At 64.2% G+C, this 23,164-nt stretch carries 21 protein-coding genes; 15 read left to right on the top strand and 6 right to left on the bottom strand.

The genetic code is table 11. From position 1 onward, the window contains the following. Window positions 1-170 precede the first annotated feature (170 nt). From ACKWRH_RS31875 to ACKWRH_RS31885, 3 genes are all read left to right on the top strand, one after another. Entirely contained in the window at window positions 171-368 is a 198-nt protein-coding gene (locus tag ACKWRH_RS31875; protein WP_208087881.1) for a hypothetical protein, read from the top strand. A 145-nt stretch (window positions 369-513) separates the two neighbouring features. Beyond that, entirely contained in the window at window positions 514-1,461 is a 948-nt protein-coding gene (locus ACKWRH_RS31880) for an AAA family ATPase (protein WP_445216738.1), read from the top strand. Window positions 1,462-1,466: 5 nt separating this feature from the next. After that, on the top strand, window positions 1,467-2,846 hold the full coding sequence (locus ACKWRH_RS31885) for a vWA domain-containing protein (RefSeq protein ID WP_445216739.1): 1,380 nt from the start codon (window positions 1,467-1,469) through the stop codon (window positions 2,844-2,846). 25 nt (window positions 2,847-2,871) lie between these two features. On the opposite strand, the gene ACKWRH_RS31890 is transcribed toward ACKWRH_RS31885, so the two are convergent. Further along, on the bottom strand, window positions 2,872-3,054 hold the full coding sequence (locus ACKWRH_RS31890) for a hypothetical protein (RefSeq protein ID WP_028152900.1): 183 nt from the start codon (window positions 3,052-3,054) through the stop codon (window positions 2,872-2,874). Window positions 3,055-3,419: 365 nt separating this feature from the next. On the opposite strand from ACKWRH_RS31890, the gene ACKWRH_RS31895 reads away from it, so the two are divergent. Beyond that, window positions 3,420-3,641: a hypothetical protein gene (locus ACKWRH_RS31895; RefSeq protein ID WP_028152899.1), complete on the top strand. Its 222-nt coding sequence runs from the start codon at window positions 3,420-3,422 to the stop codon at window positions 3,639-3,641. Window positions 3,642-3,728: 87 nt separating this feature from the next. Here ACKWRH_RS31895 and map read toward each other — a convergent pair whose 3' ends face one another. After that, window positions 3,729-4,481, bottom strand: coding sequence for a type I methionyl aminopeptidase (gene map, locus ACKWRH_RS31900; RefSeq protein WP_445222505.1), 753 nt, complete (start codon window positions 4,479-4,481; stop codon window positions 3,729-3,731). A 180-nt stretch (window positions 4,482-4,661) separates the two neighbouring features. Between map and ACKWRH_RS31905 the strand changes: the two genes are divergently transcribed. Next, window positions 4,662-5,981 carry a dicarboxylate/amino acid:cation symporter gene (locus ACKWRH_RS31905; protein WP_445216740.1) on the top strand — a complete coding sequence of 440 codons (1,320 nt, stop codon included), beginning with the start codon at window positions 4,662-4,664 and terminating at the stop codon, window positions 5,979-5,981. Between the two features lie 10 nt (window positions 5,982-5,991). Here the strand turns inward: ACKWRH_RS31905 and ACKWRH_RS31910 are convergent, their stop codons facing one another. Next, window positions 5,992-7,365: a hypothetical protein gene (locus ACKWRH_RS31910; RefSeq protein WP_445222506.1), complete on the bottom strand. Its 1,374-nt coding sequence runs from the start codon at window positions 7,363-7,365 to the stop codon at window positions 5,992-5,994. Window positions 7,366-7,466: 101 nt separating this feature from the next. Continuing rightward, window positions 7,467-8,741 (bottom strand): allantoate amidohydrolase, encoded by a 1,275-nt coding sequence (locus tag ACKWRH_RS31915; protein WP_445216741.1) that lies wholly within the window; start codon window positions 8,739-8,741, stop codon window positions 7,467-7,469. Between the two features lie 398 nt (window positions 8,742-9,139). Between ACKWRH_RS31915 and ACKWRH_RS31920 the strand changes: the two genes are divergently transcribed. From ACKWRH_RS31920 to ACKWRH_RS31945, 6 genes are read left to right on the top strand one after another with little or no spacing between them, the layout of a single operon-like run. Next, window positions 9,140-10,252, top strand: a complete 1,113-nt coding sequence (locus ACKWRH_RS31920) for a BMP family ABC transporter substrate-binding protein (RefSeq protein ID WP_445216742.1) — start codon at window positions 9,140-9,142, stop codon at window positions 10,250-10,252. Beyond that, window positions 10,249-11,361, top strand: coding sequence for an ABC transporter permease (locus tag ACKWRH_RS31925; RefSeq protein WP_445216743.1), 1,113 nt, complete (start codon window positions 10,249-10,251; stop codon window positions 11,359-11,361). The genes ACKWRH_RS31920 and ACKWRH_RS31925 overlap by 4 nt, the downstream gene beginning before the upstream one ends. 1 nt (window position 11,362) lies before the next feature. Then, window positions 11,363-12,289, top strand: coding sequence for an ABC transporter permease (locus ACKWRH_RS31930; protein ID WP_445216744.1), 927 nt, complete (start codon window positions 11,363-11,365; stop codon window positions 12,287-12,289). An 11-nt stretch (window positions 12,290-12,300) separates the two neighbouring features. Continuing rightward, a complete protein-coding gene (biuH, locus tag ACKWRH_RS31935; RefSeq protein ID WP_445216745.1) occupies window positions 12,301-12,984 on the top strand; it encodes a biuret amidohydrolase in 684 nt (227 codons plus the stop codon). Continuing rightward, window positions 12,981-14,513, top strand: coding sequence for an ABC transporter ATP-binding protein (locus tag ACKWRH_RS31940; RefSeq protein WP_445216746.1), 1,533 nt, complete (start codon window positions 12,981-12,983; stop codon window positions 14,511-14,513). Before biuH ends, ACKWRH_RS31940 begins: the two co-directional genes overlap by 4 nt. A gap of 13 nt (window positions 14,514-14,526) precedes the next feature. Next, window positions 14,527-15,012, top strand: coding sequence for a nucleoside deaminase (locus ACKWRH_RS31945; protein WP_445216747.1), 486 nt, complete (start codon window positions 14,527-14,529; stop codon window positions 15,010-15,012). A gap of 180 nt (window positions 15,013-15,192) precedes the next feature. On the opposite strand, the gene ACKWRH_RS31950 is transcribed toward ACKWRH_RS31945, so the two are convergent. Further along, a complete protein-coding gene (locus ACKWRH_RS31950) occupies window positions 15,193-16,299 on the bottom strand; it encodes a hypothetical protein (RefSeq protein WP_445216748.1) in 1,107 nt (368 codons plus the stop codon). A gap of 574 nt (window positions 16,300-16,873) precedes the next feature. On the opposite strand from ACKWRH_RS31950, the gene ACKWRH_RS31955 reads away from it, so the two are divergent. The 4 genes from ACKWRH_RS31955 (at window position 16,874) to ACKWRH_RS31970 (ending at window position 21,578) form a co-directional block, all read left to right on the top strand. After that, window positions 16,874-18,445 carry an ABC transporter ATP-binding protein gene (locus ACKWRH_RS31955; RefSeq protein WP_445216749.1) on the top strand — a complete coding sequence of 524 codons (1,572 nt, stop codon included), beginning with the start codon at window positions 16,874-16,876 and terminating at the stop codon, window positions 18,443-18,445. Continuing rightward, window positions 18,429-19,520, top strand: coding sequence for an ABC transporter permease (locus ACKWRH_RS31960; protein ID WP_445216750.1), 1,092 nt, complete (start codon window positions 18,429-18,431; stop codon window positions 19,518-19,520). The genes ACKWRH_RS31955 and ACKWRH_RS31960 overlap by 17 nt, the downstream gene beginning before the upstream one ends. Beyond that, window positions 19,507-20,424 carry an ABC transporter permease gene (locus tag ACKWRH_RS31965; protein WP_445216751.1) on the top strand — a complete coding sequence of 306 codons (918 nt, stop codon included), beginning with the start codon at window positions 19,507-19,509 and terminating at the stop codon, window positions 20,422-20,424. Before ACKWRH_RS31960 ends, ACKWRH_RS31965 begins: the two co-directional genes overlap by 14 nt. Before the next feature lie 77 nt (window positions 20,425-20,501). Further along, a complete protein-coding gene (locus ACKWRH_RS31970; protein ID WP_071917314.1) occupies window positions 20,502-21,578 on the top strand; it encodes a BMP family ABC transporter substrate-binding protein in 1,077 nt (358 codons plus the stop codon). A 108-nt stretch (window positions 21,579-21,686) separates the two neighbouring features. Here the strand turns inward: ACKWRH_RS31970 and ACKWRH_RS31975 are convergent, their stop codons facing one another. After that, the gene (locus ACKWRH_RS31975; protein ID WP_445216752.1) at window positions 21,687-23,036 is read right to left on the bottom strand and encodes an 8-oxoguanine deaminase; all 1,350 of its coding nucleotides are present in this window, start codon (window positions 23,034-23,036) and stop codon (window positions 21,687-21,689) included. Window positions 23,037-23,164: the final 128 nt, after the last annotated feature.

Raw genomic sequence — 23,164 nt, forward strand, 5'->3', positions numbered from 1 at the left:
AAATAGGAATTCGGTCGGCCCGTTACAGTACAGAGACGTAACAAGAATGTCACAGCGAACGACAAAGGCTCGCAGTTCCGCCTCTGTTCGAAAGAGTTGATGACGGTCATGGTGCGCCCGGCGGTAGGTTTCGCACGGGGTTTGGTGGTCGCCTGCGAAGGAGAGCCGAGATGCCAGCTTATGTACAGCATCATCAGGACATCGAAATCGCGCCTGTAATTTGTCCTGCCTGCATGGGGTTCCTGCCGATGTACGTTCGCGAGGTCGAACCGCATTGGGGCCTTGCCAAGATCGACTTCGTCTATGAATGCGCGGACTGCGGCGCTGAAGTCCGGCAGACCATCCGCAAGCCGGAGCTGCGGCACTGACCGCCGTCGGCGCCCCCCTCAAGTATTTGCGTTAAGCGGAAAAAACGCCGTCCGCGCGGGTCTGATGCCTCCCAAACGAGGCTTGTTCTTTGCCGGGAACGCAGGCAGAACAAGCCTCAAGCAAGACCTTTGGGAGCGCCCTTTCGTGGCTGAACAGAAGGCCTCGACCTCGATCGAGGCAGTGGAGAGCGGCCTCGCCGCGCAGGGCTATATCGCGAGCCGGCAGATCGCGACCGCCGTCTATTTGTCGCAGCAGATCGAGAAGCCGATCCTGGTCGAAGGCCCCGCGGGCGTCGGCAAGACCGAGCTTGCCAAGGCCGTTGCGGCCTGGCGCGGCATGAAGATGATCCGCTTGCAATGCTACGAAGGCCTCGACGAGGCCAAGGCGCTCTACGAGTGGAAATACGCCAAGCAGCTTCTCTACACCCAGATCCTCAAGGACAAGCTCGGCGAAGTCCTCGGCGGTGCGCAGACGCTGCACGCGGCGCTCGAGCAGCTCCACGATTTCGGCGACGTCTTCTTCTCCAAGGAGTTCGTCGAGCCCCGACCACTGCTCCAGGCGCTGGAGCAGCCGGGCGGCTGCGTGCTGCTGATCGACGAGATCGACAAGTCGGATGCCGAATTCGAATCGCTGCTGCTGGAAATCCTCTCCGATTTCCAGGTCACGATTCCGGAGCTCGGCACGGTCGCGGCAATCACGCCACCGACCGTGATCCTCACCTCGAACAGCGAGCGTGACCTCGGCGACGCCCTGAAGCGTCGCTGCCTGCATCTGCATATCGGCTTCCCCGAGCAGCGGCTCGAAGAACGCATCGTCGAGAGCCGCGTCTCCGGCATCTCGCAGGCGCTGCGCCGGCAGATGGTCGGCTTCATCCACGAGATCCGCTCGCTCGACCTGAAGAAGCTGCCTTCGGTCAGCGAGACCATCGACTGGGCGCGCGTTCTGGTTCTACTTCAGGCCTCGGAGCTCGATACGGACATCGTCAAGGACACGCTTAATGTGCTCCTGAAATACGAGGCCGATATCGAGGCAGCAACGCCGCAAATTACGACCTTCATTGCCAAGGCGGCACGGTCCAACGTCTTCGGTTGACGCCGATGCGCGAGAACCTCCATCGTTTCTTTCGGGCGGCGCGCGGTGCCGGCGTGCATGTCTCGCCCGCCGAAAGCATCGATGCGATGCGCGCGGTCCAGCAAGTCGGCTTTGCCGACCGGGCCATCCTGCGCGATGCGCTGCTCCTGACGCTCGCCAAGTCGCAGGACGAGAAGCTCGCCCTCGGCGACTGCTTTGATCTCTTCTTCAGCCAACCAGAGCCGCGGCAGGATCAACCCGAGGCCGACGACAACGACGACGCCTCGCAGGACGCGGATCAGACACCCTCACCCAGCTCGGCCAGCGAAGCAGGCGAAGGCCAGCCTTCCGAAGGATTAGGCCCGCTTGCGCAGATGCTGCTGTCGCAGGATCGCAACGCGATCGCAGCCGCGATCGCAAGCGCTTCCGGTGCGGCTTCGCTGTCCGACATCCGCTATTCGACTCAGCGCGGCATCTTTTCCAGCCGCATCCTCGACGCCATGGGCCTTCAGCGCCTGCGCGACGATCTCGATGCGCTCACCGCGACCAATCCGTCGCTGGCCGAGCGTCTGCGCGGCGCGCTGGACGCGTTGCGCGAAGCAGTCCGCGACACCGTCTCGCAAGGCCTTGCGCTCTATGCCCGCGAGGAGGCCGAAAACCTCCGCAACGAGATCCTGCGCAACGCGCCTCTCGCCCGCATCGAGCGGCGCCAGGTCGCGGAGATGCGCGCTCTCATCCGCCAGATCGCGCGGCGCCTGCGCGAGCGCTACTCGAAGCCGCGCAAGCGTCAGCGCCGCGGCCATCTCGACGTGCGTCGCACACTGCGCCGCAACGCGGCCTGGGGCGGCGTGCCCTTCCTCACCGCGTGGAAGCGCAAGCATCGCGATCGGCCGAAGATCGTCGCCATCTGCGACGTCTCAGGCTCGGTCGCGCAGGTCTCCGATTTCTTCCTGCTCCTGATCCACTCGCTGCACGAGGTGGTCGACGACGTCCACTCCTTCGCCTTCTCCTCACATCTGATCGAGGTCAGCGAGATCCTGGAAAAGAAGTCGCCGGAAGAGGCGATGGCCGAGATCATGTCCAAGGTCGGCTTCGGCTCATCCGACTACGGCTCCTCTCTCGTCGATTTCGAGAAGGAGTTTATGAGCACGCTGACGCCGCAGACCACGGTGATCGTGCTCGGTGACGCCCGCAGCAACAATCTCGACCCGCGCGCCGACATCCTGCGCCGCATCTCCGAACGCTCGAAGCGCGTGGTCTGGCTCAATCCCGAAGGACGGCTCGCCTGGGGCTTCGGTGATTCCGAGATGCCGCGCTACGCGACCTTCTGCACTGTCGTGCGCCAATGCGCCACCGCACAGCAGCTCGAACGCGCCGTGTCCGACATCGTGGCGACTTATCAGTAGACGGCAATCACGTCCGCCGCTGGCGTCAGGCGGCAGTCAGCTCGGCCTGGACGAGGTTGCACTCCCGAAAGTGATGCGCAATTTCGTCGAGCGCGCGCTGCTCCCATTCCTGGGCCTGCGCGAGCCAGAACGCCCGTCGCTCCGAATCCAGCGCCGCGCGCTCTCGGCAGAGGAATTCCTGACTACGAATTGCCATCAGCCTGTTCATGCACTCACACTCCTGTCGTGTGAAGCCAATCCCCTGCGAATCAACGTAGCAGAGTCCAGTCAGAGTCCAATCGCCCTCGCTTCACGATTTCTGTGCATATCGCGACGCGCAATGGGACAGTGATGCTTCCCGTGCACTGCGGTAACTCTCGCCGCAGGATCAAGCGCACATCATCAATTAGTGATCGGAGAGCGGGACGATTTTCGTACGCAAACGATCTTAACTGTTGTGGCGCAATGAAGTGCGGCAATTCGTGAAGAGAGGTTCTAAACAGCTTACCGAATTCCCGACTCATTGTCGTCGCATGGTGTTCATGCGGTGCCGCTAACAGGGACGCGCGAACTTGGACTATCGCTTGAGGCAACATGAGCAACGACATCGACTTCGATCTTTCGCCGGACCAATGGGAAGCGCTGAAAGCGCTTCGCAACCCGGTGTCGAATGGTCGCCTCTCGAAGGCCTATCTCGTCGAAGGTCTCGTCAAGCTCGGTCTCGTTGTTGTCAATGACGGCGTACCTTCGATGACGCCAACCGGACGCAAGGTGCTGGTGCGCGGATCGTGCCGGCTACTGGATCTCGTGGCGTGACGAGACTGTCCGCGCGCAACGGCTCTGCATGATCGCCTGAAGAATAATCTTTTGCGTTCCCGCTGACGGCGCGTCGCGGGGACGACCTCAACCCGCCAACGTAACGATCAAAGGTCCATTTCGGGTTGCGACGACCGTGTGCTCGTACTGAACGGTAGGCGCCTCGGGGCTGCTGTAGAGCGTCCATGGATCGTCATCGCCGTTCTCGGCCCACTCCGCGCCAAGCGACAGGAACGGCTCGACGGTAAACACCAGACCATCGCTCATGATGCGGCGCTCGGAGCGATCGGGCCATGTCGCGATCTCCGTCGGCTCCTCGTGGAGCGACAAGCCGACACCGTGACTGGCTAGGTTCTTGACGAGCATGTAGCCGTTTTTCCGCGCAAACGTCCCGATGGCCTGGCCGATGCCGGCAATCGGTTTGCCGGCTCCGACCTGCCGCAGCCCCGTCCACATCGCCCGCCGACCATCCCTGCAAAGACGTTCGATCGAACGGGTCACGGGCGGAACGGCGAATGAGGCGCCTGTATCGGCAAAGAAGCCGCCCTTCTCGGCCGAGACGTCGATGTTGACGAGGTCGCCACGCTCGATCCGCCGGGCACCCGGGATGCCATGAGCGATCTCTTCGTTCACGCTGATGCAGGTTGCGCCAGGAAAGGCATAGGCCAGTTCCGGCGCCGAACGCGCTCCAGCGGCCTCAAGGACCTCTCGTCCGATCCGGTCGAGTTCGGCGGTGGTCATGCCGGGCTCGAGGGCTTTCCCCATCGCCTCAAGGGCATTGGCGACGATACGCCCGACCTCTTTCAGACAAATCAGATCGTTCTCATTCGAGATTGTCATATCAAGCTCTCGCGAAAGCCGGGACATAGCTGTTGCGATGCCGACTTGCAAACGGAAGAGCGCGCGCAAGAATCCCGGATTATGCGGCGCGCTGGATGACTTCCAGAACCAAGCCGCGACAATCTGGCACGGTTGTTGCTCCTTTTTGAGGTCCAAGACGTCAAACCGGGGGAGTCCACCATGTCGACCATCACCGCGGCACCTACCGCCGAGCCGAAGCCGCTCTACACCTCGCTGTTCGTCCAGGTCCTCGCCGCGCTGGTGCTTGGCGTCATCCTGGGGATGGCCGTTCCGGACTTCGCGATCGGGCTCAAGATCCTCAGCGATGCCTTCCTGAAGCTGATCTCGATGATCGTGGCCCCGATCGTGTTCTGCGTCGTCGTGCACGGCATTGCCGGCGCCGGTGACCTCAAGAAGGTCGGCCGGGTCGGCGTCAAGGCGCTGGTCTATTTCGAGGTCATGACGACCGTCGCCCTCGTGGTCGGCCTGCTGCTCGCCTATCTCTTCGGCCCCGGCCACGGCATGAACATCGATCCCTCGACGCTCGACGCCAAGGCGCTCAACACCTATGCCGACAACGCGCACAAGCTGTCCGGCGGCGGCATCGGCGCCTTCCTGATGAACGTGATCCCCAGCACCTCGTTCGATGCGCTGTCGCGCAACGACGTGCTCCAGGTGCTGTTCTTCGCGGTCCTGTTCGGTGTCGGACTTGCGCTCGTCGGCGGCGAGAAGGGCGCGCTGGTCACGTCGATCATCGACGCTGCCTCCGCCGTGTTGTTTCGAGTCATGGGGCTGATCGTGCGGGTCGCGCCGCTCGGCGTGCTCGGCGCGGTCGCCTATACCGTCGGCAAATACGGCGTCGGCTCACTGAAGCAGCTCGTCTCGCTGGTGATGCTGTTCTACGTCTCGGTCGGCATCTTCGTGCTGGGCGTGCTCGGCGGCGTGATGGCGCTCGCCGGAATCAACATCCTCAAATTCCTCGCTTACTTGCGAGAAGAGCTGACCATCGTGCTCGCGACCGCGTCCTCCGATGCCGTGCTGCCGCAGATCATGAAGAAACTGGAGCGGATGGGCGTGAAGGATTCCGTGGTCGGCCTCGTCATCCCGACCGGCTATTCCTTCAACCTCGACGCTTTCTCGATCTACCTGACGCTCGCCGTCGTCTTCATCGCGCAGGCGACCAACACGCCGCTGTCCTTCGGCGACCTCCTGCTGGTGCTCGGCGTCTCGCTCATCACGTCGAAGGGCGCGCACGGCGTGCCGGGTTCGGCGATCGTGATCCTGGCCGCGACGCTCAACGCGGTGCCGAGCATTCCCGCCATCGGCCTCGTGCTGGTGTTGTCGGTCGATTGGTTCATCGGCATGGCCCGCGCCCTCGGCAACCTCGTCGGCAATTGCGTGGCGACGGTGGTGGTAGCCGCCTGGGAAGGCGATCTCGACCGCGCCAAAGCGGCCAAGGTGCTGGAGGGCGGCGAACTGGTGGACGTGACGGCGGGGTAGCGCCCGCGGATCAGTCATCCCACCGGAGGAGTGGCGTTCCATACGCCCTCCTCCAGACAGACAGGAAGCGCGGAAACCAGGAGTGCGCCACGGCGCCCTTATAGGCCCAGGTGCGATACTTCAGCCCCTGCCCCGAGATCAGCTCCTGATAGCCGCCATGGACCTCGGTCGCGGTCCGAATGTCCTTCAATATTCCCTGCGCGCAAGCCCGATAGGTATCGCTGCCTGAGGCTTCATCAAAATCCAGCATCCGATCCGCGAATTCGACATTGAATGTCGGCCACGACGAACGCCCCTGATAGGCCGGCGCCGCGATCTTGTGGATCATCTTGTTCCGTGGATTATCCGCCGACACCAGGAAGTGGAACGTGCTGGGGATGCGAAATCGCGGCTCGGCGATGATCAGATCCGTCGTAGCCGCAAACAGCGCCCGCTCGCTGGCATCGTTCATGGCCCAGAAACCGCGATGCACGCTGACGAAATCCAGGGCCACCAAGGACACCGGTGCGCCCGCCGGGCCTTCAAGCGAATGCCTGATATAGCCGTCCTTGCCGAACAAACGGAGCAGATCTCGCTTGTACTGCGCAAGGTCGCGACCGAGCAGCCGCTTAACTTCGTTCTCGTCGACGATCCCGAGCTGCACGCCCCACACGAACGTCGTGTAGACGCAGGCGTTGGTGACGAAGCGCCTGCGCTCGGCCCGCGTATCCGTTGCCGCGGAGCGAGGCCCGCCGGCATCGCACAGCAGATACCTGGTGCCGTCAGCGTCGAACGGCTCAAGCTCACTCGCGAGCTGAAGGATCGCGCGCTTCATGTCGACGCTATATTCGGCCAGCAACAGGCGGCCGGCATGTGCGCATTGCGACATCGCCAGATAGGAAGACGCTCTCTCGTCGGCACCTATCATCTGCTGGAGACCGGCGAGAATGCCGAGCAGCGTGTCAGAGGGCCGCGAGAAATAATTCACGCCGAGGTACCGCCCGCGCCCCGCAGGAACGATCGTCGTCGTGACCACGTCGGCGCGAACCGCCTCCAGCAGGAGGCGAACGCTCTTTTCGAGCAGGCGAGCCCGACGGACCGCGTCCTGCGCATCCATGATGGTTTCAGGATCGAGAACGTCGGGGTAAAACCAGGCGAAGTCCCGCGGGTAATAGGCGGAAGCGTGCGGCGCTCCCGTGACGAGGAAGGCCTCGGTCACCGAAAAGGCACTGTCCATCGAGTGCCGGTAGAGATCCTCGATGTCCGACAACGCATGATGCGATTGTCTCAGGAAGCGATCACCGAGAAAATTGACCGCCTGAAGAGCGTTGGCGACAAAGGTCGCAGCCATCCCCTGGTAGAACCGGTTCTCACGTTGTGATGGAAAAGAGATGTCGCTGTTCATGTGCGTCAATCGGCTGATGTCTCGTGACCCCGTGATGGCGGCCACCATTTTAAACATGACTGATTCGTATCTCTACCCGGTGACTTGCGGGCTTCGGGCGATCAGTTCGCGCCGGCACGGCCCTCCTGCGGCCTGAAATTCTCGATCACCCGCAGCAGCACGCGCGCGCCGGCATCGGCATCGGCGAGCTCGACGTGCTCGTCCGGGTGGTGGCTGATGCCGCCGCGGCAGCGGACGAAGATCATGCCGACATCGGCGATATCGATCATCGCCATGGCGTCGTGCCCTGCCCCGCTCGACAGCTCGAACACCGACGCGCCTTCGGCGGCGATCGCCCGCGCGATCTGATCCTTCAGCCAGGGGGCGCAAGGCGCGGTGCGGTTCTCGTGAGTGACGTCGAGCTGAAGCGCCAATTGCCGGCGTTTTGCAATCGCCTCGATCTGGCGGACGACGTCGGCGACCGCGCGCTTGCGATGCATGTCGGTCGATGCCCGCATGTCGATGGTGAACGACACTTCGCCCGGGATGACATTGGTCGCGCCGGGCCTCGCCTGGATATAGCCGACCGTGCCGACCAGCCCGCCCGCGTCGGTGCTGCAAAACTGCTCGATCGCGCCGATGCATTCGGCCGCGCCGGCGAGCGCATCACGGCGCAGCGCCATCGGCACGGTGCCGGCGTGACCGGCCATGCCGGTCAGCCGCGCAGCGAGCCGTGTCGCGCCCGCAATCGCAGTGACGACACCGACGGGCAGGTTCTGCGCTTCCAGCACCGGGCCCTGCTCGATGTGCAATTCGAGATAGGCGAGCAGTTCGCGCCGGGCCCGCGCGGCCGCGCCGATGTGATCGGGATCGAGGCCGAACGCGACGAGCGCATCGCGCATCGACACGCCGTCGCGATCGCGCGTGTTCAGGACGCCCTCGTCGAAGGTGCCGGCCACCGCCCGGCTTCCGAGCAGCGTCGAGGCGAAACGTACACCCTCTTCATCGGCAAAGCCGATCACCTCGATCGCGAACGGCAGGCGCTTGCCGCGGCGGTTGAGATCGGCGACGCAGGCGATCGCCGTGATCACCCCCAGCGGCCCGTCCCATTTGCCGGCATCGCGCACCGTGTCGTAGTGCGAGCCGAGCATCAGGCAGGGCGCCCCCGGCTGCTCGCCTTCGTAGCGTCCGCAGACATTCCCGATCGCATCGAGATGCGCGCTCATGCCGGCTGCGCGCATCCAGCCCAGGATGAGGTCGGCGGCCTTGCGCAGCTCGTTGGTGAGATAGATGCGGGTGAGCTTGTCGCCGTCTTCCGAGATCGCGGCGAGCTCGTCGATCCCGCGCACGATCTCCTCGCCGAGCGATGCATTCTGAACGGCGTTACCAGCAACCATCTCGGCGAGCTTCCCATCTCTTGGGACCGCGGCGGCGGTCCTGGCGGCAATCGATACAAGTTCGGTGCCAGCGAAAAATCACCAACCCGGTCCCCATCCGCGCGTGGGTAGCATGAATGCGGGTTGCCGGCAGACCGTAGCTCCCGTCATGCCACACGCGAGCCGGCCAGGCTGCTCAACTCCATTGCATACAACTTCCATATTTTGCTCAAAAATTAATCTGCCGACTTACTCGGCAGGATTCTGAGAATTCGTAAACACGATACTTTTCAATGGCTTCGTGTCCATTGACCACGCCATGGCCTCTGGCACGAAGCTTGCGACATCTTATCCCCAGGCTCCGCCAGACCGGCGCGGCCGCGAGATTGAGGCGGGACATCCGCCTAGGGGAGCGAGCAATGGATTTCGGCAAGATTTCACGACGTCATTTGTTGCAGGGCGGCGCGGCCCTGACCCTCGGTGCGGCAGCGGGCGTCCGTCCCGCCCTCGCGGCCGATACCACCATCGGCTTCATCTATGTCGGCTCGCGCGACGACTACGGCTACAATCAGGCGCATGCGCAGGGCGCGGCGGCACTGAAGAAAATTCCGGGGCTGAAGGTCGTCGAGGAAGAGAAGGTGCCGGAGACCGACGCGGTCGAGAAGACGATCGAGTCCATGATCAACCTCGACGGCGCTACCCTGCTCTTCCCGACCTCGTTCGGCTACTACAACCCGCACATGATCAAGATGGCCACCAAGTTCCCGAAGATGCGCTTCGAGCACTGCGGCGGCTTGTGGAGCGACAAGGATCCAAAGAACGCCGGCAGCTATTTTGGCTATATCGACGAGGCCCAGTACATCTCGGGCATCGTCGCCGGCTACACCTCCAAGAGCGGCAAGCTCGGCTTCGTTGCCGCCAAGCCGATCCCGCAGGTGCTGCGCAACATCAACGCCTTCGCGCTCGGCGCCAGGCTCGCCAATCCCAAGGCCACCACCCAGGTCATTTTCACGGGCGATTGGTCGATGCCGGTCAAGGAGGCCGAAGCCACCAACAGCCTGATCGATCAGGGCGTCGACGTGCTCACCTGCCACGTCGACGGTCCGAAGACCATGGTCGAGAACGCGGCCCGCCGCGGCGCCTTCGTCTGCGGTTATCACACCAACCAGTCGCCGCTGGCGCCGAAGGCGTATCTCACGGGCGCCGAGTGGAATTGGGAAGCGCTCTATCCGAAGTTCGTCAAGATGATCGCCGCCGGCGAAAGCATCCCGAACTTCTATCGTGGCGGACTCAAGGAAGAGATCGTCAAGACCTCGCCCTACGGTGAGGCGGTCTCCGCCGAAGCGCGCAAGCACGCCGACGAGGTCAAGGCCAAATTCCTGTCGGCGGAGGGCTACGCCATCTTCAAGGGCGGGCTGGTCGACAACAAGGGCAAGATGGTGATCGCAGCCGGCACCGATCGCGGCCAGAAGGATCCCGAGCTGGAGAAGATGGACTACCTAGTCGACGGCGTGATCGGAGCGACTTCGTGACAACGGAAGCCGCGGATTCCACTGAAGCGGCCGGGACAATTGCCCCGGCCGCCGGTCCCGGCTTTCTCCAGCGCCACGGCGCGACAATCGAATACATCCTGATCCCGGGCGCGGCGCTGGCCGGCGCGCTCGTGGTCTTCGGCATCTTCGTCGCGATGTTCGGCAAGAACCCGCTCGATCTCTATTCTTATATGTACTACGGCGCTTTCGGCACCTGGTTCTCCTGGCAGAATACGCTGACGCGTGCTGCGCCGCTGATCCTCACCGCGCTCTGCACCGCACTGCCGGCACAGCTCGGCATGGTCATCATCGGCGGCGAAGGCGCGCTCCTGATCGGCGCGCTGTCGGCGACCAGCGCCGCGCTGGCGCTTCAGGGCATGCCGCCGCTCGTCGTGCAAATTGCCATGGTCATCGGCGGCGTGATCGGCGGCGGCCTGTGGATCATGCTGTCGGGCGCGCTGCGCCAGTATCGCGGCGTCAACGAGACCATCTCGAGCCTGCTGCTCGTCTACATCGCGCTCGCGATCCTCAACCATCTCGTTGAGGGGCTGATGCGCGATCCCGCCAGCCTCAACAAGCCGTCGACGCGCGAGATCGGCGCCGCCAACATGATCGGCAGCATTCCCGGCACCGACGTGCATTGGGGTCTCGTCTTCGGCCTGATCGCCGCGATCGCTGCCTACGTCCTGATCTATCACACCGTGTTCGGCTTCGCCGCGCGCGTCGCCGGCGGCAACATCCGCGCCGCAAAGATCGTCGGTCTCGGCGTCAGCAAGCTGATCCTGACCATCTGCTTCCTCGCCGGCGGCGCCGCGGGCCTTGCCGGCATGGTCGAGGTCGCCGCCGTGCAGGGACGCACCAACGCCAACCTTGCGGCGGGCTACGGCTTCACCGGCATTCTCGTCGCCTTCCTCGCGCGGCAAAATCCGCTCGCGATCATTCCCGTCGCGATCCTGCTCGGCGGCATCAGCGCCAGCGGCGGCCTGTTGCAGCGCCGCCTCGGGTTGCCCGACGCATCCGTGCTGGTGCTCCAGGGCATCATCTTCGTCTTCGTGCTGGCCAGCGATGCACTTTACGGCCGCATTGGATTCTTGAAGGGAAAATCCTGAGATGGCAGACGGATCGATCGGCCTCTGGACTGTCCCGCTCGCCGTGCTCGGCGGCGCCATCCGCGTCTCTACGCCGTTTCTGTTCGTGAGCCTGGGCGAATGCATCACCGAGCGCTCCGGCCGCATCAATCTTGGCCTTGAGGGCACGCTGGTGACGGGCGCGATGAGCGCCTACGGCATCTCGTATCTCACGGGATCGCCCTGGCTTGGCGTGCTCGCCGCCGGCATCACAGGTGCACTGCTGGGCGCATTGCACGCCGGTATCTGCTCGCTGCCGCGCGTCAACGATATCGCGGTCGGCATCGCGCTGATGCTGTTCGGCACCGGCCTTGCCTTCTATCTCGGCAAGCCGCTGATCGAGCCCACCGCTCCGCGCCTGCCCGCGATCGATTTTGGCTGGTGGAGCAACATCCCGCAGGTCCGCGCCGCGCTGCGCGTCAACGTCCTGTTCCTGATCGGCGTCGCGCTCGCGCCGATCCTCTATTGGGCCTTCCGTACCACGCGCTGGGGCCTTTTGATCCGCACCGCCGGCGAGAGCTCCGACGCCGCTCGCGCGATGGGCCATTCCGTGCTGCTGATCCGCCTGCGCGCGACCATGGTCGGCGGCTTCCTCGCCGGCATCGGCGGCTCGTTCCTGTCGCTGTTCTATCCCGGCAGCTGGAACGAGGGCCTGTCCTCCGGCCAGGGCATCACCGCCGTGGCCCTCGTGATCTTCGCGCGCTGGGATCCCCTGCTCTGCCTGTGGGCCTCGCTCGCCTTCGGCGGTGCCGCGGCCCTGGGCCCTGCGCTGCAATCGGTCGGCGTCACCTCCGGCTATCACCTTTTCAACGCCGCGCCCTACATCCTGACGCTGGCGATCATGATCATCACCTGCTCGCCGAAACGCACACTGACCGGAGCACCGGCCGAATTGTCGATCACCCGCTAGAGAGCGAAATCATGCCCGAGCGCTATATCAAGTCCGAGCCCTACGCGTGGCCCTACAATGGCGATCTCCGCCCCCAAAACACGGCGCTCATCATCATCGACATGCAGACCGATTTCTGCGGCATCGGCGGCTATGTCGACAAGATGGGCTATGACCTCTCGCTGACGCGGGCGCCGATCGAGCCGATCAAGAAGCTGCTCGCGGCGATGCGCGCCCAAGGCTTCCACATCATCCATACCCGCGAGGGCCATCGCCCCGATCTCTCCGACCTTCCCCCCAACAAGCGCTGGCGCTCGCGGCAGATCGGAGCCGGAATCGGCGACCCCGGCCCTTGCGGGCGTATCCTCGTTCGCGGCGAGCCCGGCTGGGACATCATCGAGGAGCTGGCGCCGCTGCCAGGCGAGCCCATCATCGACAAGCCCGGCAAGGGCTCATTCTGCGCCACCGACCTGGAGCTGATCCTGCGCGTGCGTGGCATCGAGAACATCGTGCTGACGGGCATCACGACCGACGTCTGCGTTCACACCACGATGCGCGAGGCCAACGACCGCGGCTTCGAATGCGTCCTGCTGCACGATTGCTGCGGCGCGACCGACAAGAGCAATCACGAGCATGCACTGAAGATGATCAAGATGCAGGGCGGCGTGTTCGGCGCGGTCTCGACGTCGGACGCCTTCATCGGAGCTATTTCGTGATCATCGGCGACACGCCGCCGCCAGCGGGCGCCTTCGGCGTCGACGCCATCGCCATGACCATGCGCTTCGGCGACTTCCTCGCGCTCGACAATGTCGAGCTGAAGGTGCGGCCGGGCTCGTTCCATGCGCTGCTGGGCGAAAACGGCGCCGGCAAGTCGACGCTCGTCAAATGCATCATGGGCTATTATCACGCGACCGAAGGCGACATCCTCGTCGGCGGCCGCGAGCAGGCGATCGCAAATCCAAAGGACGCGCACGCGCTCGGCCTCGGCATGGTCTACCAGCATTTTACCCTGGTGCCGGCCATGACGGTCGCGGAAAATCTCGTGCTGGCCCGCGACGATGTGCCGGCCGTGGTGAACTGGCCGAAGGAGATGAAGGAGCTCGAGGCCTTTCTGGCGCGGATGCCGTTCAAGGTGCCGCTCGGCGCCAAGGTCTCCGACATCTCCGCCGGGGAGCGGCAGAAATGCGAGATCCTCAAGCAGCTCTATCTGAAGCGCCGCTTCCTGATCCTGGACGAGCCGACCTCGGTGCTGACGCCGGCGGAGGCCGACGAAGTGCTCGGCATGCTCCGCGACATGGTCGTCAAGGGCGAGCTGACCATCTTGATGATCACGCACAAGTTCCGCGAGGTCATGGCCTTCGCCGACGACGTCACGATCCTGCGCCGCGGCAAGCTCGCAGGTGCCGGCAAGGTTTCCGGACTCACACCGGATGCGATGGCGCGAACCATGATCGGCGCCGAGGAACTGACCGTGCAGCCGCCGCGCACCGGCGAAGCCGGCCAGGCCCGGCTGGAATTGGCAAAAGTCCGCGCGCTCGACGACGCAGGCGCCATCGCCGTGCACGACGTCTCACTCACGGTCCGCGCCGGTGAGATCGTCGGCATTGCCGGCGTCTCCGGCAATGGCCAGCGCCAGCTGGTCGAGGTGTTGGCCGGCCAGCGCGAGCCGGAGGGTGGTGAAATTCGCGTCGCGGGCGATTCCTATCACGCCAGCCGCGAAGAGATGCGCCGCCACAAGATGTCGCTCCTGCCCGAGGAGCCGCTCAAGAACGCCTGCGTCGGCGGCATGAGCGTCGCCGACAACATCGCCTTCCGCGAATTCGACCGCGCGCCCTTCGCGAGCGGCGGCTGGTGGCTCAACCGCGGCGCCTTCCGGGAAGATGCAAAGAAGAAAATCGGACAGTACAAGATCAAGACCCGCACGCCCGATACGCCGATCGCGGCGCTGTCGGGCGGCAACGTCCAGCGCGCCGTGCTGGCGCGCGAGCTTGGCGGCAACGTCGAGGTGCTGATCGCGGCCAATCCCTGCTTCGGCCTCGACTTCGCGGCGGTGGCGCAGATCCACGCCGAGATCATGGCCGCCCGCAACCGTGGCGCCGCCGTGCTGCTCGTCAGCGAGGATCTCGACGAATTGCTCGAACTCTCCGATCGTCTGGTGGTGATGTTCCACGGCGATTTCGTGTATGAAGCACGAACCAGCGAAGCCGATCTGACCGTGGTCGGCCGGCACATGGCGGGGCATTGACCAGGGACGAGCGATGAGCGGCCGATCCGAGCGCGACGAGCACTTCCTCCGCCTGTCCTTTACGGTCGCTCGCCGCTCGCTCACCCATGGCAACCATCCGTTCGGCTGCGTCGTTGTCGATGCCGATGGCAAGGTGCTGATCGAGACCGAGAACGGCTACATGCCCGACCACGACGGCACTGCACATGCCGAGCGTCTCGCGGCCACGCAGGCCTGCCGTATGCTCGACCGCGAGGTGCTGGCGAAAGCCACGCTCTATTCCTCCGCAGAGCCCTGCGCGATGTGTGCCGGTGCGATCTACTGGGCCGGCATCGGCCGCGTGGTCTACGGCCTCAGCGAGCACCGCCTGCGCGGCATCACCGGCAACCATCCCGAGAACCCCACGCTCGATTTGCCGTGCCGTCAGGTGTTTGCCAGCGGCCAGCGGCCGACGGAAGTTGTGGGGCCGCTGCTCGAGGACGAGGCCGAAGCGCTGCACGACGGCGCGTGGACGAAGTAGCGAACTCCAAGAACTCGCCTTCGTAGGGTGGGCAAAGCAAGCGTGCCCACCAATCCCAACCGCTCAGAGAGATTGCGGGCACGGCGCCCTGCGCCTTTGCCCACCCTACGCTCTCGCAGACGCCGATGGCGCTAAGCATCTCTGCGCGGCGCCATCGTTGTAGCTTGGAGACTCAGCCGATCAGAACTTCACAGTGATACCACCGTAGACCGTCGACTCGGTGCAGCTCTTGGTGCTCTGGCCAGTCGCCGCGACGGTGCAGACACCGGCCATGGCGTTGTGGTCGAGGCCGAACTTGTTCTGCCAGTAGCGATAGGCAACCCAGAGGTCGACGAAGTGCGAGTACTTGTCACCCCAGACCGCCTTCGAGGCATCGAAGGTCAGGCGGATCGGCTCGCTGTTCAGCTCGGTTTTGGAGGCGGTCGAGAACCGGCCGGGGCCCGACAGCGCAGGCAGGCCGTTCGAGTCGCCCTTCGGTCCGTACCAGCCGGCGCGGCCGCTGATCGACCAGAACTGCATGTTCGGGGGCAGGAAGCCGAGGTCCATGTAATAGTTGATTTCGACGGCCCAGGTCGGCCTGTAGCTGATATTGCCGTCGGAGTTACAGGTCACGCCCGGCACGCCCGGTCCAAACAGGCCGCACTGCGTGAAGGCGTTGTGGTTCAGGAACTCGTAGTACATCAAGGGCGCGACGTTGATGTAGCCCTTGTAGGGCAGGTCGAAGGCGAACTGCAGACCGGCGACAACGTCGCGCTTGGCGGGCGCCAGGAAGTTGTTCTCGGTGTTGGCGTCCATGCCGACTTCGAACGAGATGTTGTGCAACGGCCCCATGGTGAAGGCCTTGGTGTCGAAGATCTCATTCCAGCCGAAGGTCGAGCGGAACAGGCCGTAGATCTCGGTCGCGCCCGCGCAATCGTTGAGGCCGCCAGTGATGGTCACGCCCGGTGCGACGCAAGGCGAGGCAGGGTCGTTATGGCCCGACTTGAACATCGAGATGGTGAAGAAGTTGGTGCCGTAGGCCCAGAGATCGAAATGGGTGAAGGAGTAGACCTGCTTGGCGGTGGTGCCGTTGATGCTGCCGTCGGGGCTGACGCTCCACATGCCGGGGTCAGTGCCCTTGGGCATCCAGGAGAACGTGACGCGGTTGTCGATCACCAGGAAGAACGGGACGTCCGACGCTTTCTTGGCAGCCTTGACCGGCAGGTCCGCTGCCTGAGCCAGGCCACTGGTAGCGAGTGTAGCAGTCGACAGCGCCGCGGCTGCGATTGCCTTGAAGCGAAACGACATCCTGAATACCCCCAAGTTTGGACACGTAAAAATGAACGCCCCTTGGGTGCGACACTTGCGCCGATCTCCCGGAGTGAGAAGCCTCAACTTCTTTCAAGGCATGCCGCTTGTTTCGGCAGGAGGCGGCCTTTCAACCCGGAAATTCGAGGATTTTTTCCGTTTCGCTGTTGCGTGCGTGCGGTGACGCAATGCCGAACATTCCCGTTTGATTTCATTTGTCTTTTGTGGCGGCGCAAGAATGCAGACACAATTGACGACAGCGACCGTTGGCCTGGTCGGGAATTGCATACGCGCGCCGGCGCGACTTTGCTCAACTTCAGGTCAGGCCTGCACAGCGGGTTCCGATTTGGTTTGAGCCGTCACAAATTTGCAACAGGCGTCTCTCGCAGGAGGCAGCCGCAATGGCTCTCTCGAATGTCGGTTGGCGACGATCATCGACTGACAAGGGCCGCGACTCGCGACACAGACCGCCTGCCGAAGCGTTGAGCAAGGGATGACGCTTTTTCACATCTTACGCGACGGTTCAAACTAGCCCACAATTGAGGCACTTCACCCCGAGCCAGCGCATCAGCGAATGTTAGACCAGACGTCCAACGACCTGCATTCCGGCGAGCTCCCTCTGCTTCAGACGATCGGGCTCACCAAGCGCTATGGTGATTTCCTCGCCAACGATTCCATCGACATCGATATCCGGCCGAAGGAAATCCACGCCCTGCTCGGCGAGAACGGCGCCGGCAAGTCGACGCTGGTCAAGGCGATCTACGGGCTGATCCAGCCCAGCGCCGGCGAGATCCGCTGGCAGGGCCAGCCCATCGCGCTGTCGGGTCCGTCGGACGCGCGCAGCCGCGGCATCGGCATGGTGTTCCAGCATTTCTCGCTGTTCGACAATCTCACCGTTGCCGAGAACGTCGCGCTCGGCCTCGACGGACGAGAATCCTTCAAGGACATGTCGGCGCGGCTGGAGCAGGTGTCGAAGACCTATGGACTGCCGCTCGATCCCAGGCGCGAGGTCTGGCAATTGTCAGTCGGCGAGCGCCAGCGCATCGAGATCGTCCGCGCGCTGATGCAGGATCCGAAATTCCTGATCCTGGACGAGCCCACCGCCGTGCTGACACCGCAGGAGGCCGATCAGCTCTTCATCGTGCTGGAACGCCTCAAGGCCGAAGGCCGCGCCATCCTCTACATCAGCCACAAGCTCGAGGAGGTAAAGCGCCTCTGCGACACCGCCACGATCCTGCGCGGCGGCAAGAAGGTCGAGACCTGCAATCCCCGGCTCGAGACCGCGGCCTCGCTGGCGCGAATGATGGTCGGCGGCGAGATCAGGGAAGTGAAGGCACCCGCAGGCCGGAAGACCACCGTGCCGCGGCTCGTCGTCAACGACCTTTCACTCGCGCCGAGTGAGGCTCATGGCGTGCGGCTCGAGCACATCTCGTTCGAGCTGAAGGGCGGCGAGATCCTCGGCATCGCCGGCGTCGCCGGCAACGGCCAGGACGAGCTGTTCGCCGCGCTCTCCGGCGAACGCCTGGCGAAGGACCCCGGCACGGTGGTGATCGAAGGCATCGCCGCCGGCCACCTCTCGATCACGCAGCGCCGCAAGCTGGGCGCGGCCTTCGTCCCGGAGGAACGGCTCGGCCACGGCACCGCGCCGCGCATGAAGCTGTCGGAGAACGCGCTGCTGACCGGGCACGCCGCCAGCGGCATGGTCCATCACGGCTTCATCGACACCGCGGCGACACTAAAGACCGTGGACCGCGCGACCGAAACGTTCGACGTGCGCAAGGCCAAGCGGGATCCGGAAGCAGCATCCCTGTCCGGCGGCAATCTGCAGAAGTTCATCGTCGGCCGCGAGATCCTGCGCAACCCCGCGGTGCTGGTGGTGAGCCAGCCGACCTGGGGCGTCGATGCCGGCGCCGCCGCCGTGATCCGTCAGGCGCTGCTTGATCTCGCAACCGCAGGCGCCGCAGTGCTCGTCACCAGCCAGGATCTCGACGAGCTCGCCGAAATCGCCGACCGCATCGCCGTGATGTTCCATGGCCGGCTGTCGGCGCCGCTTGCAACAAGCGAAGCCACGCGCGAAAAACTCGGCCTGTTGATGGGGGGCAGCAGCCTGGAGCCGAAGGAGGCCGCGCATGCAGTTGGTGCTTGAGAAGCGCGTCGAGCGTTCTAACAGGATCGCGCTGGTCTCGCCGCTGATCGCGATCGGGCTGACGATCGTGACCATGATCATCCTGTTCGCGATCCTCGGCAAGAATCCGCTTCTCGCGCTGCATGCCTATTTCATCGCGCCTTTGACCGACAGCTATTCGCTGCAGGAGATCGCGGTGAAGGCGACGCCTCTGGTGATGATCGCGATCGGGTTGTCGCTCTGCTATCTCGCCAACGCGTGGAACATCGGCGCCGAGGGCCAATTCCTGATCGGCGCGGTCGCCGGAAGCTGGATCGCAGTGAAGACGCAGGGCACCGATGCCGGCGCCTGGGTGCTTCCGGTCATGCTTGTGCTCGCCGCCACAGCAGGCGCGCTCTATGCGCTGATCCCGGCGATCTGCAAGGTGAAATTCGGCGCCAGCGAAATCCTGACCAGCCTGATGCTGGTCTATATTGCTGACCTCTTCCTCGACTATCTCGTGCGAGGCCCCTGGCGCGATCCGCATGGCTTCAACTTCCCGACCACGGCCGAGTTCGATCCTGTGGCGACGGTCCCGCTGCTGATCGAAGGCGGCCGGCTGCATCTCGGATCGATCATCGCTCTGCTCGTCGTTGCCGCCGCGGCGATCCTGCTCGGACGCACCATCAAGGGCTTCGAGATCCGCGTGGTCGGTGCGGCGCCCCGCGCGGCCCGGTTCGGCGGCTTCAACGCCAACCAACTGATCATCCTGACCTTCGCCGTCTCCGGCGCGCTCGCAGGCCTTGCCGGCATCATCGAGGTCGCGGGTCCGGTCGGGCATCTCCAGCCCGGCATCTCGCCCGGCTACGGCTTTACCGCGATCATCGTCGCCTTCCTCGGCCGGCTGAACCCGCTTGGAATATTAATTGCAGGCCTTTTTCTCGCATTGACCTTTATCGGCGGCGAGCAGGCGCAGATCGCGATGAAGATCCCGTTGGACGTCACCAAGGTTTTCCAGGGCATCCTGCTGTTCTACGTCCTCGCCTGCGATTCGCTTATTCTCTATCGCTTCAAGCTGGTCTTCCCGAACCGACAGGTGGCCCGTGGAACTGGTTGAAGCCATCATCCTCGCGGTGCTCGCCGCGTCGACACCGCTGCTGATCGCCGCGACCGGCGAGCTCGTCACTGAGCGTTCCGGCGTCCTCAATCTCGGCGTCGAGGGCATGATGATCGTCGGTGCGGCCTGCGGCTTTGCGGGTGCGTGGCTCACCGGCTCGATCTTCATCGGCGCGCTGTTCGGCATCGTCGCGGGCACGCTGATGTCGCTGGTGTTCGCGCTGATGGCGCTCGGGCTCGCCGTCAACCAGGTTGCAACGGGTCTCGCGCTGACCATCCTCGGCGTCGGCCTGTCCGGTCTGATCGGCGCCGGTTTCGTCGGCGAGCGGATCACTCCGGCCGTGCATCTCCACATTCCCGGCCTCACGGACATGCCGCTGATTGGCCGGGTGCTGTTCGGCGAGGACGCCTTCGTCTATTTCTCCATCGCACTCGTCATCGGCGTCTGGTGGTTCCTGTACCGCACGCGGGCGGGTTTGATCTTGCGCGCCTGCGGCGACAATCATGTCTCCGCGCATGCACTCGGCTATCCCGTGCTGCGCATCCGCACCTTTGCCGTGATGTTCGGCGGCGCCTGCGCAGGCCTCGCCGGCGCCTACCTGCCGCTCGCCTACACGCCGTTCTTCATTCCCGGCATGACCGCCGGCCGCGGCTGGATCGCGCTGGCGCTGGTCGTGTTTTCGTCCTGGCGGCCCGGCCGGCTCGTCGTCGGCGCCTATCTGTTCGGCGCGGTGACGATCCTGCAACTGCACGCGCAGGGCTGGGGCGTCGGCATTCCCTCGCAATTCATGTCGGCGCTGCCTTACCTCGCAACCGTCATCGTCCTGGTCCTGCTCTCACGCGCGCGCACCGGCGGATCGACCGCGCCGGCCGCGCTCGGCACCGTGTTCGTGCCGGACCGCTGAATTTCATTTCCGGGGCGTGCGCGATGGGGCGCGTACGTTGCGGATCGTGGCTGTCCCCTGATGTTTGGAGATTGATGATGAGGAAATCACTTCTTGCGCTGGCTGCCGGGCTTTTGCTTGCCGGAAGCGTCAGTGCAGCCTCCGCCGCCGACAAGCTGAAAGTCGGCTTCATCTATCTAGGTCCGATTGGAGACCTGGGCTGGACCTACCAGCACGACCTCGCGCGCCAGGCCCTGGTGAAGGAGCTGGGGGACAAGATCGAGACCACTTATCTCGAGAACGTCCCCGAAGGTCCCGACGCCGAGCGCTCCATCGAGCAGCTCGTCCGCGCCGGCAACAAGCTGATCTTCACGACCTCGTTCGGCTACATGGACCCGACGCTGAAGGTCGCCAAGAAATATCCGAACGTGCATTTCGAGCACGCCACCGGCTACAAGCGCAACCCGAACATGTCGACCTATTCGGCTAAATGGTGGCAGGGCCGCTACATCCAGGGCCTGATCGCGGCCAAGATGTCGAAGTCCGGCGTGCTCGGCTATATCGGCTCGTTTCCGATTCCGGAGGTTGTCTCCGGCATCAACGCGACGATCCTCGCGGCGCAGACCATCAACCCGAACATCAAGGTCAAGATCATCTGGGCCAACACCTGGTTCGACCCGGGCAAGGAGGCCGACGCCGCCAAGGCGCTGATCGACCAGGGCGCCGACGTGATCATGCAGCACACGGATTCGCCTGCGGCGATGCAGATTGCCAGCGAACGCGGCAAGCTCGCCTTCGGCCAGGATTCCGAGATGATCAAGTTCGGGCCGAAGACCCAGCTCACCTCGATCCTGGACACCTGGGGCCCTTACTACATCGAACGCGTCAAGGCCGAGCTCGCCGGCACCTGGAAGTCCGAGGACACCTGGGGCGGCCTCGACAGCCACATGTTCGCGATGGCGCCCTACACCAACATGCCCGACGACGTGAAGAAGATGGCCGAGGATGCCCAGGCCGCGATCACTGCGGGCAAGTTGCATCCGTTCAAGTGCCCGGTCATTGGGCAGGACGGCAAGCCGGTCGAGTGCAAAGGTGGCGATCACCTCGATGACGGCCAGATCCTCGGCATGAATTTCTACGTCAAGGGCATCGACGACAAGCTTCCGGGCAAGTAGCACGCTTCTTGCATTGCCTAGATCACCTGCTCCTCCCGGAGGAGGTTCGGAGGGGGTGGCCAGAAGCACCCGGCACTTGTGGTCGCCCCCTCTTCTTTTTTGCCCGGATTATCCCGCCTGCATCGCCCGCGCCGCAGAACCGTGGCGGCGAATGAGATCGGGAACATCCAGTCCCGGGATCGCGCCGTCGATCACGGCCCATTGTCCCGCCACCATCACCCGGTCGGCGCGATGCGCCCCGCACAGCACCAGCGCGGCCAGCGGATCGCCGTGACCGGAGAAGCGCAGCTCGTCGAGCCTGAACAGGGCGAGATCGGCCGCCTTGCCGACGGCGATCTCGCCCAGTTCCGGCCGGCCGACGCAGGCTGCCGAGCCCTTGGTGGCCCAGCGCAGCGCATCCTTGTGGCTGACCTTGGCCACTCCGTAGCGCGCCCGCTGCAGCAGGAACGCCGCCCGCACCTCCTGCATCAGGTTCGATCCGTCATTCGACGCCGAACCGTCGACGCCGATGCCGATGCCGACACCGGCCTCCTCCATCTCGCACACCGGGCAGCAGCCCGACGCCAGAATCTGGTTGCTGCACGCGCAATGGCTGATGGTCGTCTTCGCCTTGCCGAGCCGCTTCATCTCCTCCGCATTGAAGAAGATGCCATGGGCGAGCCAGGTCCGTGCATTGAGCCAGCCGCATTGCTCGAGATAGTCGAGCGGACGGCAGCCATACTTCTGCTGGCAGAATTTGTTCTCGTCCTCGGTCTCGGCGAGATGGGTGTGCAGGCGAACGTCGAGCTTGTCGGCGAGATCGGCGGTGGCGCGCATCAGGGACGTCGTGACCGAGAATGGTGAACATGGCGCCAGCGCAATCTGCACCATCGCATCCGCGCCACGCTGGTGATGCTTTGCAACCACCCGCGCGCTGTCGGCGAGGATCGTGTCCTCGTCCTGTACGACTCTGTCAGGCGGCAGGCCGCCGTCGCGCTGCGACAGATTCATCGAGCCGCGCGTGAGCAGCACCCGGACACCGAGCCGTTTTGCGACCCCGACCTCGATATCGACGGACTCCTCGAGCCCCGCCGGGAACACATAGTGGTGATCCGTTGTGGTGGTGCAGCCCGAGAGCAGGAGCTCGGACATCGCCACGGTGACGCCGAGCTCGAGCGATTCCGGCGTCATCCTTGCCCACACCGGATAGAGCGCCTGGAGCCAGGGAAACAGCTCCCGGTCCATCGCCGCCGGCAGCGCCCGCGTCAGCGTCTGGTAGAAATGATGATGCGTGTTGATCAGGCCCGGCAGCACGACATGCTCGCCCGCGTCGAACACCGCGACATCCGCCGTCGCAGGCCTGCCGCCGGCCGGCACGAGCTCGACAATCCGGCGATCCCTCACCACGATCCCGCGCTCGGCGCCGTCGGCGAGGATGGCGAGGGGATCCCTGATCCAGATCGGCTTTGCGTCGCTCATGATCGTGGTCTCCTCACATCCGCTGATGACAAGGCCGGCAAGGCAGCCGCCGGCCCGATCAACTTCATGCTACGACTTGCTTGTTGCGACTTGGCTCCGGTCTTGCAAGACTCATCTGTACGATTCAC

This window comes from Bradyrhizobium sp. Pa8 (genome assembly GCF_052588265.1).